The following is a 14,565-nucleotide window of genomic DNA, read 5'->3' as shown; positions in this document are numbered from 1 at the left end:
TTTACTGAAGTTTCCATATATCTCTATTGTATTCCTCAATAGTTCTATCTGATGAAAAATATCCTGCATTTGCAATATTAAGAAGACATTTTCTGCTCCACTCATCCTGATTTTTATAATCACTATGAGCTTTATTTCTTACTTTACAATATTCATCAAAATCCGGGAAGGTCATAAAGTAATCTTTGTTCAGAAATTCATTATATAATCTCTCCAATGACTCATCATGATCCTTACCTGATAATCCGATCATTTCTTTACTTACAAGGAAATCAACTGCACGTTTTATCTCGGCATTATTGTCATAGTAATATTTTGGATCATAGCTGCCGTTTTTATATTTAGCAATAACTTCATCACTTGACAATCCAAAAATGTAAATATTTTCTTCGCCTACATTTTCAAAAATCTCTACATTTGCACCATCCATAGTTCCAAGTGTAACTGCACCGTTGAGCATGTATTTCATATTTCCGGTTCCACTTGCTTCTTTACTTGCAAGAGATATTTGTTCAGAAATATCGCATGCCGGAATAAGCTTCTCAGCAACATCAACATTATAATTATCAAGCATGATAACTCTCAGATACTTCTTGACGTCCTCATCATTTTCAATAAGCTGCATAAGAGAAAGAATCGCATGAATTATATCTTTTGCGATAGTATAGGCAGGCGCTGCTTTTGCGCCAAATATAACCGTTACTCGTTCCTCAGGAATGATTCCTGCTTTAATATCAAGATATCTTCTTATAGCCCATAAAAGGTTGAGCTGCTGCCTTTTATACTCATGAAGTCTCTTACTCTGAACGTCAAATATTGTATCCTTATCAAGAATGATTCCCCTTGTCTTTTCAATATAATCACAAAATGCCTGTTTATTCTGCATTTTAATCTCACTTAACTTATTAAGCACATTCTTATCATCTTTGTATTCTTCAAGTTTTTTCAGTAAAAATGAATCTTTGATAAATCCCTCACCGATAAGCTCTTCCAGATACTTAGTAAGAGATGGATTGCATGACATGAGCCATCTTCTAAAAGTGATTCCATTTGTCTTATTATTGAACTTTTCAGGATAGATCTTATAAAAATTATTTAACTCTGTATTTTTAAGTATCTCTGTATGGAGCCCTGCAACACCATTTACTGAATAACCATAATTGATATCAATTGCTGCCATAGAAACAAAATCATTTCTATCTATGATTGCAATGGACTCATCCTCATATTTTCTTCTGATTCTATCATCGAGGACTTCAATGATAGGTACAATCTGAGGAACTATGGACTTAAGATATCCAATCGGCCACTTCTCAAGTGCCTCAGCGAGAATAGTATGATTTGTATATGCACAGCATTTATTTGTAATCTCAATAGCATCATCGATGCTAAGACCTCTCTCCATAAGCTGTCTTATGAGCTCAGGAATTACCATAGTCGGATGCGTATCATTTATCTGAATAACAACATATTCGTCCAGGTTATATAAATCCGACCCCTTCGAAACCGCCTCATCAAGTATAAGATGTGCAGCATTACAAACCATGAAATACTGCTGATAAATCCTCAGTTTTCTTCCTGCCTCATCAGAGTCGTCCGGATATAAAAATAAAGTAAGATTCTTATCAACTGCTTCCTTATCGAAATCAATACCATTCTTTATGATGCTGCTGTCTATTGTTTCAAGATCAAAAAGATGGAGTCTGTTAGTTCTATTCTCATAACCTGTAACAAGAAGGTCATACATAACAGAATTGTACATCTTCCCGCCCATCGATACCGGATAACTAACATCTGTTTTGATAAGAAATGTATCCTTATCTATCCACTTATCAGGAATCTCTGACTGGAGACGATCTTTAAATGTCTGCTTGAAAAGACCCATATGATAATTAAGTCCTACTCCATCACCATTAAGCCCAAGTGTTGCGATACTGTCGAGGAAACATGATGCAAGTCTTCCGAGTCCTCCATTTCCGAGACTTGGCTCAGCATCAAGTTCTTCAATATCCCCAAGGTTCTTTCCGTTCTTTTCAAGTAACTCATGCACCTCATCAAATAAACCAAGATTTATAAGATTATTGGACAGAAGCTTACCGATAAGGAATTCCGCAGATATATAATACAACTTCTTTTTGCCGTTACGTTCTTCTTTATCAATTGCCGCTTTATTCACAACACTTACAAGAGCTCTGTAAATCTCTTCATTAGTTGCTTCAATAATATTTTTACCAAGTTCATCCACAAGTTTCTTTTCGATATCCATAAATATCCTCCGATTATATAAATTATCTTATCAATTAGACTTTTATGTTTTATGTTTTATGTTTTATGTTTTTTGTTTTTTACATATACTTTTAAATGTTATTTTATATGCTATTGCGCTCAAAATGTTTCGTATACTTTCGTTCATAAAGTTAAAATAAACCAACACAAGACTTTTGTCAACACATTTCGCGGTATTACGCGCAATTATTTTCGCTTATTTTCGAATATTTTACTTTTTTCATTATCACTCCCCCTGTCATTCTTTCAAATCACTCCATTATCTATTTCCCATAACTGTTACTAATCTACTTATCAATTTCATACATTATCCCCAATAAAAAACCGACCTCCAAATGTTAGATTTCAGTTCTAACTTTTGTGGTCGGTACAAATATATCTCTCATTCCAATTATTTATCCGGATTATAAATTACTTTTCTATATCAAAAAGATAATCGATATATTCATCATTTAGAATCTCATTGATGGCACCTATCTTATCTACTCCACCATCCTTAATACACACAACCTTATCAGTGAATTTCTTGATAAGATGCAATTCGTGAAGCGACATTATGATAGATATTTTCTTTTCTTCCTTCAGTCTTAAAATGATTTCTGCAAGTTCCCTTTTATATTTAATATCAAGGAATGTCATCGGCTCATCCATTATAAGAATATCCGGTTCCTGGCAAATAGCTCTTGCAAGCATAAACCTTTGTTTTTGCCCATCCGAGAGTTCTCTGAAGAAGCTATCCTTAAGATTCGAAATATTAACGAGTTCCATAACCTCTTCAACTACCTGCCTGTCTTTGTCGGAAAGTATTCCGAGCCTGCCCGTATATGGATATCTTCCACTGCATACTATATCATATCCCGTCATAAGTTCAGGTTCGACCCTATCAGTCATAAGGATAGAAACGTGCTGTGCAAGCTCCGTCTCCCTATAATCATTTATGTCTTTACCGCATATATTTACAGTTCCGGAAAGTGACTTTTGAAGTCCGGCAAGGGTCCGTAAAATAGTGGATTTACCGGTTCCGTTAGGCCCTATCATCGTTACTATCTCGCCCTTTTTAACTTCTATATTTATCTTGCTGACTATCTCTTTATGTTTATATCCTACAGAGAGCATATTCGTTGTAAGTACATTTTCCATTTTATGCCCTCCTCTTCCTTGTTATCATAATTATAATGACCACCGGAGCACCAAGTATCGAAGTTATGGTACTTACCGATATTTCAGTCGGTGCAAAAAGCATCCTGGCCATCAGATCCGAAAATAAACAGAAAAGCGCTCCCCCCAAGAAACATGCCGGTATCATCACGCGTGGTTTTGCAGTCTTGAAAACGCCTCTCATCAAATGAGGAACAGCAACACCTAAAAATGAAATAGGTCCTGCAAAAGCCGTTACTGATGCTGACAAAACACTTGAAATAATGATCATCATCATTCTGAAATGCTTTATATTTACTCCCATACTTCTGGCATAATCTTCTCCAAATGTATATGCCTCCATTGGTTTAGTCATAAGAAATCCTGCAACAAATCCAAGAATTACAACTATTGAAATAATTTTTATATTATCCCAGCTAATTCCGGAAAAACTTCCCATAGACCAGCTGTGCAGATTTACGATGTCCGAATCCGCTGCAAAATTAATAAGAAGCTCTGTTATCGCCGAACAAATATATCCGATCATAACTCCGCACACTATAAGTATTGCTGAGTTTCTGGTCTTTCTTGACACAAGCAGTATAAAGAACATCGAAAGCAGCGCTCCGATAAATGCCGCTCCGATCATATAATAAGAATTAACCGAACTACCATTTCCGATAAATATAATCATCACAATCGCTACAGCAAGTTTTGCTCCGGAAGATATTCCGAGAACAAATGGTCCGGCTATCGGATTATTGAAAAAATTCTGAAGCATGAAACCTGAAATTCCCAAAGCGCCACCAAGCAGAGTAGCTGCAAGCACTCTCGGAAATCTTATATCCATTACGATTTTGCCCTTAACTGTCTTTGAATCGCTAAATGCATTTATAATATCATTCCAGCTTATCTTTATGCTTCCTGCCTTGATAGAAATCATAAAAAGCACAACAAATAAAACAAGCATACTAATAAAGCATACTGCCGATCTCAGCTTCATCTTTTTATTTACTTCAAACTGATCCACCTTTTCGTTATGCATTATTTCTTCCCTATCGTTTCCTAATACAATATTATTATCAATACTGTTTCACAATCATTTATCTATGTGACTAGTATATTTCCATACATCGATCATCTCTGTGATCAATGTTGTTTCACTATTATTTATCTATGTGACTAGTATATTTCCATACATCGATCATATCTGTGATCAATATTGTTTCACTATTATTTATCTATGTGACTAGTATATTTCCAAATATAATCATCTACTTCAATCTATAAAAATACTTTGTCTTCGGCTCTTCAGTTCCGAATGCTGTATACTTATAGATCTCATAAAATTCTTCCACGATTTCAGCCATTTTTGTAGGTCGTTGAAATATATCTATATTATAACACCATACATTTTTATTTTTAACCGCGTTAAGATCTGCCAGGAGTTTATCCATCCCGATCAATTCATTCATATCCTTTGGCGGTGTCGCGAAGCTCGCACTGTAAATAAGTACATCCGTATCAATAGCGCCGGCATAAAACTCTTCCATCTGAAGGTTCGTAAATGTTTTATTCGAGTTGTCAGTAAGACTTTCAAATGAATAATCAAATCCTGCAGTCTTCACAAGTTTCGTCATATAATCCTCCGGATTTCTTACCGCCGGAATTCCCGATGCATTTATATAAAAACATGCAGCAGATATTTTCTTATCCGCAAATTCGCTGTTATTTTCTAAATCATTTTTAATCTTATTATCTATTTCATTAAGTTTTGCTACCTGTTCATCAAAGAAGCTGTCCGCCTCATCCTCTTTATCCATAAGGATTCCGTAAAGCTTGATCCATTCCAAACGTCCCATCGGTTCATTTTCAAGACTGGACCTGTCCACTATTACAGGAATTCCCAGCTGCTCAATCTTCTCCTTTGCAGCAGGCGCATGATTTATCATTGTATTTTCAACCGCCAGTGAACATCCGTCATCCAGAAGATATTCATAATCCGGCGCACTGTATTTGCCGACATAGGCTATTTCTTCATTTTTGACAAGATCCTTTATCTCCTCAACAGACCAGTCTTCCTCTTTGGTACTTGTCATAGAAATTTTATCAATCTCATTCAGGTATAAAAAGTAATCCATAGACGATGAGGATGCCATATATATATTATTTAGCGGCTTTTGCAAAATGATATATCCGGACATATCTTCCTTTGGCATTTCAACGCCTTCATCGAACAATAATATTTTATCTTCACCGATTTGAATATAAGTCAAACCGTTGTCATAATAATCAATCTTATATTCTTCCGCATACTTTAATTCTTTATGCGCAATAAAATCATGACCATACAGAGAACTTACCTTCTCTTTTTCGCTTGTTACATCTGTGCCGCTCTTCGGGGCACTTTTCTTCTTTCCACATCCAAAAAAAGATACGGACATGAAAATCATTATAAATAATATACCTATCCGATATCTCCTTACTGATTTCATATCCGCACCTCACTATTATATTCTAAAATATGTTCTATAAAATACTATATGACTGTTTCTCCGATTCAACTCTATTTTACTTCTTCAATAGATGATGAGTCAAATTTAAGAGAGTAATCAATTTCATATGGCTTGCTCATAGCTGTTGTATCAGCCTTAACTGCAATTCTATGATCAAATGCTGCTACAGGGATTACAAATGTTGATCTATCATCTACTATCTCTGTATCGATCTTCTCTCCGTCTACGATCATATAGTCGTAATTGCTGCTGCTCCAAACGAGAGTAGCTGTTACTACGCCATTTTCAACCTTTAACTTAACAGGAGAATCAACCTTAGCTTTTCCGCTTCCGCCTGCAAATGAAACTTCAGCTGTATACTCTCCATCAGCAAGACCAAGCTTTTCTGCTGTATTGATTGTTCCTTCCTTAAATGCACTTACAGGAAGATTACCTGCAGTAAAGCAAAGGCTTCTGTCATACCATTTTTCTTTCTTCTTACTATATGCAGCGCATTTTACTTCGCTGTCTAAAGCATCGATTTCAAATGTAAAAGTATGCTTTCCATCTTCATTTTCTTCAAATGAAATATAATCACTTTCATTTGCTGCAGCTGCTTCTTCAGGTGTTCCCGGATAAATATAGAGATATCCCTTTCCACCCATAACCATAGTAACTGTGAGCTTTCCATCAGCTACAACAAGTTTAGCTTCTTCAATTTTGAACATTGATGAACTTGAAAGAGCATTGATATCATACTCACCATCATTAAGCGCATCTGCCTTGATCGGAGTCATGTTATTATCGATAACTTCTTCAACTTCAGTCATCTCTGACTTATCAGCAACTTTACCATCTGCATCATTCTTGCTTGCTTTAGCTGCCTCTGTAGTTGAAGCAACTGTTGCAACTTCTGTAGTCGCTTCTGTTACAACTGCTGTTGTTGCTGCTGTAGTAGCCTCAGCAGTTGTCTTCTCATCCTTCTTCTTGCCACATCCGGTAAGCATCATTAATGCAAATGCTGAGATTAATATTCTACTTGATAACTTCTTAAATTTTGTCATAACTATATTCCTAACTTCCAAAATATTTAAATTCATAAATTGAATTTATTGTCTGATTTTATAAATTATCATTTTCAGCTATTTCCCATGTGTTTTTAATATAAAATTATAAAAACAAACATTTTAAATTTCATATTTTTCTGTATATATTATTTGACCAACCGGACAAAATAATCCGATTGGTCAATTTACAGGTTTTATATTCTATAAATATTCAGCAAATACTCAATTATTTCTCTATGCTATCCTGAACAGCACCAACATAGATATCCTGGATTGCAGGAATCTCGCCAAGTCCTGAGATAACTGTTTCAACTTCAAATCCTTCTTTAACGAAGAGTGATTTCCATGAATCCTCTTCTTCACCTGCCATGTCATTATTTGCATGATCACCGGCAACAACCATAAGTGGTCTAAGAACAACCTTCTTATACTTACCTGTAGCCTTAACTGTATCAATAACATCCTGGAATGAAGGTGTAGCTTCAACTGTACCTACATAGTAGTTCTCATAACCAAGATTCTTGAATGTTTCCTGCATCTTTGTATATACAGCATTTGATTCATGCTCAGTACCATGACCCATGAAGCAGATAGCTGTCTCACCATCATCATACTTAGACATTTCATCAACAAGGATCTGAGCAACCTTCTCAAAGTTCTCATCTTCTCCAAGAAGAGTAGCACCAATTGTTACCTTATCGAACTTGTCGCTGTAGTTAGCAATCTTCTTCTCGATTTCATCATACTCAAAACCATACATAAGGTGTGTAGGCTGAATGATAAGTTCCTTAACGCCATTCTTTACAGCTCTCTCAAGTGCTTCATCAAGGCTATCGATTACTTCATTGTCACGCTTCTTAACATGCTCAATGATGATATCACTTGTAAATGCACGTCTTACGCTGTAATCAGGATATGCCTTTTCGATTGATTCTTCGATAGCACCGATTGTTAAACGTCTTGAATCATTGTAGCTTGTACCAAAACTTACTACGAGAATTTCCTTCTCACCGATTTCATCTGCATTTCTTGGATTATCGAGAGAAGCATCACCTGTATTGTAGTTCTCTTCTTCGGCCTCTTCTGTTGTTGCTTCAGTAGCTGTAGCTGTTGTAAGAGCTGTTGTTGTAACAGCTTCTGTTGTTACAGCCTCTGTTGTTGCAGCAGTAGTTGTAGGAGCGTCTGTTTTCTTCTCATCGTCCTTCTTACCACATGAAGCTAATGCACATACTGTTAAAACAGATAATGCAGCCATAAGAATCTTCTTTCTCATTTTTAAATTCCTCCTAAAAATCCTCTTTTTGAGGTATATATATAATTTCAGATAAAGGATTGGAAAAATGCTTATTAATAGAAGCAGACAAGAAGTCCGCAAAAAAACAACCTCCGAACTATGAAATTTCGGAAGAAATAAACAGTACGACCAATTCCTCGTGATCTGAAGATTATACTATCTTCTGTACCAAGTTATCAGCAGGTTTCCTGGCTTAGTTATCATCACGTAAGATAATCTTCCCAACAGAATATATCCGATCAATACCGGACCCTATCCTTATCAGTGACTGCGATTCAATGATTTCGATTCAGCTACTATAATTCATTACCTCTGATTCAGTAACCACTATTGATTACATTTCAATGTTTGCAATTCAGTATCTCTGATTCAGTAACCATAATTTAGTAACTGCGATTCAACGACCGCTATATCTCACACTCCTCCAATACAGTGACGAGATCGTACAGGATTCACACCTGTTTCCCTTTTAACCCATGCAACAACATTTGATCAAACAAAAATACCATCTTCATTTGTCTGTCCATGGGCACTGAAAACCCTATTTAATTGGTTTGCATCAGCAAACATAATATAAAATAATCTTTTTTTTGAAAAAATGCAATACGAAATTTATAACATTTACTAAATATTCCGTATAAATGTTAATAATTACAGAATTTTACTCCGATGCTTTGATGATATACTCAGCTGCTTTATAAAGATCATCAGCCCTATATTCATAGTATTTTTTGAGACTTTCATCCGGCTCAGTAATGTCCGGAACCATAATAACCCTAAGTCCTGCTCTTGATGCAGAAATAACACCATTTGGCGAATCTTCAACCGCAAAACCGTCTTTAGGATCGATACCTAACTGCTCACATGCATAAAGATAAATGTCAGGCGAAGGCTTTCCTTCTTTTACCATTACCGCAGAAATGATCTCATCAAAATAACATTTAATTCCTGTTGATTCAAGATAATACTCAAGGATTTCAAGATTAGTTGTTGCAGTAGCTATAGCAAGATAGAATCCTTCTTCTTTAAGCTTTGCTAATGCTTCCTTTACATGTGGTTTTAAAGGAACATCAATGGTCTTCATATAAGGATCCATCAATTCTCTTCGTCTTGTCCTTATCTTTTCAGAAGCTTCAGGATCACCTGTGAATTCGAAGAATTTTTCCTTCGAAAAACTATGTCCGAGACTTCTAATATCCAGAAGCTGTTCAGCAGAAATATTATATCCAAGATCATCTGCAGCCATCTTCCAGTATTTCTGATATATTCTCTCTGTATCAAGCAGAGTTCCATCCATATCGGAAATAACGGCTTTAATCTTTTTATTTTTTACAGAACCATTTACTTCTTTATTGTTATTGATCATATTATCATCCTCTATAAAAATCAAAGTGGTCAGCACGCAATATATTAAAAAATATAACAGCTGACCACTTATTATAGCAAAAACGTGATTATTATTCTCACTTTATCATGTTATTTGGGACTTTCTCCGGTATTATTCTTTTCTTTATCCGGTATAAAATATAAATCATTTGCTTAAAATGACACACTCTTGACAGCCACACAAATCTCCTTTTATGCCGCCATCCGCCTTCCATCGTCGTATATTGATACTGCCGACTACTGCTCTACAACAGTTATTCCCAGACTATTTTACCATCATACCACCAATTGTCATTATGCAACAACACTACTGAATACTGTCTGACGGTAGTTTTGACTAGACTGTTCTACCATCATACCACCACTTGTCATTATGCAACAACACTACTGAATACTATCTGACGGCAGTTTTGACTAGACTGTTTTATCTCCATACCGGTACTGCTGACTTCTATTTTGCGACGATATTGTCGAGCAATTCATTTATTTCATCATCAGAAAGATAATACATATTTATTTTCACGACACAATTTTGATTTTCAAATACAACCCAAGTATTTACGCTCTCCTCATTATCCTCCAGGATTTTCTTCTCTGTTACTACAGTAAAGTTTATATTTCCATTTGAATAATCTCGTTCGGTAATTTCAGCTTCTTCATCGTAATACTTGAAATCCTCAATATCTATGTCCTTCTCTGAATAAATTTGTACAAAGAAAGATCCATTACCATGCTGAACATCAAAACTAAGCCACCTGTAAACATCATTTTTTTCTTCCTCTTCATCTGTAAATGATTCAGCGCTTTTAGTTTGTAATTCACATATACAAATATTACTTACGTCTTCATAATCGCGACTGAAAATATCTTCGATTCCAAAATCCAAAATTCCCGAATTGTAATCATCATAGTATTTGTTTATTTGTTTTGAATCATCGCTATACGTTTTGACTACAGCACTGCTCCATTTATCTCCTTCACTTGGCGATAAATATTCAGTACCAACATGAGTCGGCGAAGTATATCCGCTTTTGCCGCTTTTGCCACCTTCTCCATATATCTCTTCCTCACTAAAATGAGTTAGAAGTTCATTGGAAAACGCCGTCCAGCCTCCATCTTTCATCCACTTTGCGAACTTATCAAACACATCACTACCGGCTGCTTTCTTTATTATTTCTATAGTCACATCTTCTTTCGGAGAAATACTTACATAATCTGCTGCTACATTGGAAATTTTCTTAAAAATATCATTTCCATACTCAGTTCTCAGGAATACCGACAATCTGAAACCATATTGATAATTAAATTGATCAACTGCTTCACAATTTGCTGCATCTTTGAAAGCCTTTATCGGATCTTCTTCTATTACAGAATCATCATATAGTACTTCAAAATCGGGAATATCAAGAAAACATATTATGGTCGGATCAAATTCACCTGTCTTCTCCATGTATGTATATTCACAATCAACTGCAAAACCTTCTTCTAAAACGCTGCTTAACTGATTACTATGAGATAATCTTAGTGTATGTCCCAGTTCATGTACAAGTGTAGCTAAATTGTCACCAAGATCGTAGTCATAAATCATTACGCCATTCTCAAATCCACTCTGAACAGTATCATCAACATCCTTTGTTACAACTATTTCAAATTTGTCATTATTTGTATTAAAATCATCAAATGCTCCATCAAAGTCTGTATAACTCCAATCAAGCCCACAGGTAAATGGAGTTTTTTCATATTTCATACCATAATTACTCTCGTTAGTAGCCATTACTTTACGGACTTTTTCAGCAGAATCCCCGTAAACAGTCGTACCCTTCTGATAAATAATATAAAATTTATCATCTTCATAATACGAGTGCTTATCTACCACAAATACATCTGACGGATCTCCACTCAATTCGATTTTCTCGTATTCTACCGCCTTTTCAAAACCTCCACTCTTATCTCCGGATTTATTCTGGCCATTCTTGCCATTCTTGTCGTTCTTACCGTTCTTGTCATTCTTACCGCTCTTGGCACTCTTACCGTTCTTGTCGTTCTTGTCGCTCTTATTACTCTGGCTATTCTGTGTATTCTTATTATCTTTATTTTTTACTTTATTATCTTCAACAGCATTACCATTAGCGTTTTCATTTCCGTTATATTTTCTATTATCATTTCCGGAATTATTAGCATTATTATTTCTATTATTAACAGAACTCGTATCATTATTATTTAATTTTTCACTATCATTATTGTTAGTGTTGCCAATGCCATCGTTACTATTTACACGATCATTCTTTGCATAATTTGAGTAATTATCACTACCTGAGACAGTGTACTTATTACCGGAATCAACACGAGAATTATCCTTGATACCCTGATTATTCTTGTTATCCTGATTATTCTTAGTATCCTGATTATTCTTGTTATCCTGATAATTCTTAGTATCCTGAATGCTCTTATTATTCTTATTATTCTGATTATTCTGATTACTATTATTATTCTTTTTTGTATTTATAGCTTTTTTATTATAATTTACATCCTTTTCAGACTTATCATTTTTCTTATCTTCATCCTTATTAGCACTTTCAAATGAAGAATCATGATTATTGTCTGCCACTTCACTTACAACACCTTTATCGTTTGAATTAGCCTTATCACTGCTATCTTCTTTTTTGCCACAAGAAGTTAGTGATAAAAGTGCCGATAGACAGATTATAAATAACTTTTTACTTTTGAATTTTGTCATTATCTTTTCCCCTTAAATACTTTTACTTAATCAAATCACTTTTTTATTATAACAATATATCTTCAGTCTGAATTTTTGTTTTCCATCTATATTTTTTCCATCTGAATTTTTATCTGTTATCTTACTTTTTGTCTTCCGTTTTACTTTTTAGTTCTACATTATCTAAAACTTCATGGATTTCATCTTCACTGAGATTGTAAAAAATTATATAGCCATAATAATCTTCATAGTTGATATTTACATATGTATCTTTTAATCCATCTTTCGAATTGACACTGTCAACTAATGTAAATGTTTCATTTTCGGTATTATATACCCTCGTATTTTCCGGATTATCTACCTGAACCATAAATAATCCATCCGGATCATGTGTTGCCGGTCTCAAATTCTGATTAAATGAAACTACTCCATCATGATAATAAAAGCTTACATCCAACATCCTTTCTTCAGTATCAAACTTTTCATCCACGGTAATACTGTAGCAACAATAATTTTCAATCGGTTTAATATCGAAATTAAACCAATTTTCAAATCCAGAGTCATAAAGAGCTTTTAGATAATCATCATAAGTATATGTCTTTGTTCTATATACATTATTCAGTAATGTTTCATCCATAAAGATCCAATTATCATTTTCTCCACCGTAAACTCTGTCATAATTTTTTGAAACTAAAGTCTCATGGTCATTATCAGGCAAATCGGTTCTATCGTAATCATTTACATTATTTCCGGAAATAATATGATTGTCTTTAACCACTGTTTCTTTATTTTTACCAAGCTTTTTGGCAGCGTAAACACCGGTTGATCCAATAACCATAAATGCTATAAATACAATCGCGGCTCTTAAAAAGAAATTTATATTACTTTTTTTTACTTTTGATTTATTATCTTTCTTTTTGTTTGCCTGTTCTATGATCTGTGAATTCAGTTTGTCATCCGGTTTAAGATGTGGAGCTAATGACATATGCATAAACTCGTCAAATTCATTGTCAGTGATTTTTTTAATATCCTTCATATGTCATCCTTTCTCTAATTTCATTTTTTGCATGATGCAACCTACTTTTAACTGTCCCTATAGGTATATCCAATGAATTAGATATTTGTTCTAAAGACATATTTTCCATGTAATGCATTAATACTACTATCCTCATTTTATCGGGTAGATCATATACAGCCTTTCGTAAATGTTGAATCTCATCATTCCTTTCCACTAACTGTTCTAAAGATTCTTTATCACTTTGAAGATTAGTTAAATCATCATCATTAAAAAGAACTATGTCAGCTTTATTCTTTCGCCATAATCTCTTTCTTTTCTTGTTATTCCATATATTTGCTGCAATTGTTATAAGATATGATTTAGGATTATTTCCATCATCAATATCATTCTTTTCAATTGCTACCAGAAATGTCTGCTGATACAGATCTTCTGCTTCATCCTTATTTCTGGTCAAATAAACACAAAAAGAAAAAATATCTTTACCATATTCACTTATATAGTATTCAATATTGTTCATTAACTTATACCCTAGGACATTTTATAAATGCATTCACTATAATATTTTCATAAAAATATAAAAGGTTCATTTTTATTCAAAAAAAAAAATATTTTATAGCAAAAAAAAATGCTTTAAATAACAAATTGTTACTTAAGCATTACTATTAAAAACAGGGGCTGAGAGAATCGAACTCCCACCAAAGGTTTTGGAGACCCCTATCATACCATTTGACCAAGCCCCTACTTATGAAGTTACTATGTACCCTCAAAACCTCATACAAACATTTACATCTACAAGTATCATACTTAAGATGCTCAAAAAGCAACCTTTTCATCTCTCTTGAATAAGCCCTCGACCTATTAGTACACCTCAGCTGAATGTGTTACCACACTTACACTCGGTGCCTATCAACCTCGTAGTCTTCAAGGGGTCTTAACTCCTCAGGGGAGTGGGATATCTTATCTTGAGGTTGGCTTCACGCTTAGATGCCTTCAGCGTTTATCCTTTCCGGACTTGGCTACCCAGCTCTGCACTTGGTAATGCAACTGGTACACCAGCGGTCCGTCCATCCCGGTCCTCTCGTACTAAGGACAGCTCCTCTCAAATATCCTCCGCCCGCGCCGGATAGGGACCGAACTGTCTCACGACGTTCTGAACCCAGCTCGCG

At 34.7% G+C, this 14,565-nt stretch carries 10 protein-coding genes, 1 tRNA gene, 1 rRNA gene and 1 riboswitch; all 12 genes read right to left on the bottom strand.

The features are described from left to right. Position 1: 1 nt before the first annotated feature. Positions 2–2,266: a glycogen/starch/alpha-glucan phosphorylase gene (locus tag B5D25_RS10765; RefSeq protein WP_078787972.1), complete on the bottom strand. Its 2,265-nt coding sequence runs from the start codon at positions 2,264–2,266 to the stop codon at positions 2–4. A 431-nt stretch (positions 2,267–2,697) separates the two neighbouring features. Beyond that, entirely contained in the window at positions 2,698–3,426 is a 729-nt protein-coding gene (locus B5D25_RS10760) for an ABC transporter ATP-binding protein (RefSeq protein WP_078787971.1), read from the bottom strand. Between the two features lies 1 nt (position 3,427). Then, positions 3,428–4,468 carry a FecCD family ABC transporter permease gene (locus B5D25_RS10755; RefSeq protein ID WP_078787970.1) on the bottom strand — a complete coding sequence of 347 codons (1,041 nt, stop codon included), beginning with the start codon at positions 4,466–4,468 and terminating at the stop codon, positions 3,428–3,430. 229 nt (positions 4,469–4,697) lie between these two features. Then, positions 4,698–5,918, bottom strand: coding sequence for an ABC transporter substrate-binding protein (locus tag B5D25_RS10750; protein WP_078787969.1), 1,221 nt, complete (start codon positions 5,916–5,918; stop codon positions 4,698–4,700). A gap of 71 nt (positions 5,919–5,989) precedes the next feature. Next, positions 5,990–6,982, bottom strand: a complete 993-nt coding sequence (locus tag B5D25_RS10745) for a hypothetical protein (RefSeq protein ID WP_078787968.1) — start codon at positions 6,980–6,982, stop codon at positions 5,990–5,992. A 229-nt stretch (positions 6,983–7,211) separates the two neighbouring features. Further along, on the bottom strand, positions 7,212–8,258 hold the full coding sequence (locus B5D25_RS10740) for a sirohydrochlorin cobaltochelatase (protein WP_078787967.1): 1,047 nt from the start codon (positions 8,256–8,258) through the stop codon (positions 7,212–7,214). Between the two features lie 182 nt (positions 8,259–8,440). Further along, a riboswitch (cobalamin riboswitch) is annotated at positions 8,441–8,779 on the bottom strand. A gap of 161 nt (positions 8,780–8,940) precedes the next feature. After that, entirely contained in the window at positions 8,941–9,645 is a 705-nt protein-coding gene (locus tag B5D25_RS10735; protein WP_078787966.1) for an HAD family hydrolase, read from the bottom strand. A gap of 471 nt (positions 9,646–10,116) precedes the next feature. Then, a complete protein-coding gene (locus B5D25_RS10730; protein ID WP_078787965.1) occupies positions 10,117–12,402 on the bottom strand; it encodes a hypothetical protein in 2,286 nt (761 codons plus the stop codon). Positions 12,403–12,523: 121 nt separating this feature from the next. Further along, on the bottom strand, positions 12,524–13,417 hold the full coding sequence (locus B5D25_RS10725; RefSeq protein ID WP_078787964.1) for a hypothetical protein: 894 nt from the start codon (positions 13,415–13,417) through the stop codon (positions 12,524–12,526). Then, positions 13,404–13,916 carry an RNA polymerase sigma factor gene (locus B5D25_RS10720; RefSeq protein ID WP_078787963.1) on the bottom strand — a complete coding sequence of 171 codons (513 nt, stop codon included), beginning with the start codon at positions 13,914–13,916 and terminating at the stop codon, positions 13,404–13,406. The genes B5D25_RS10725 and B5D25_RS10720 overlap by 14 nt, the downstream gene beginning before the upstream one ends. Positions 13,917–14,068: 152 nt before the next feature. Continuing rightward, positions 14,069–14,139 (bottom strand) — tRNA-Trp (locus tag B5D25_RS10715). A gap of 98 nt (positions 14,140–14,237) precedes the next feature. Then, positions 14,238–14,565 (bottom strand): 23S ribosomal RNA (locus B5D25_RS10710); the annotation flags it as partial.

Origin of the sequence: Eubacterium ruminantium (assembly GCF_900167085.1) — a bacterium.
GTDB classification, from domain to species: domain Bacteria; phylum Bacillota; class Clostridia; order Lachnospirales; family Lachnospiraceae; genus Eubacterium_Q; species Eubacterium_Q ruminantium.
Note: the sequence above shows the minus strand (reverse complement) of the source record. Positions and strands in the feature narration are given on the sequence as shown.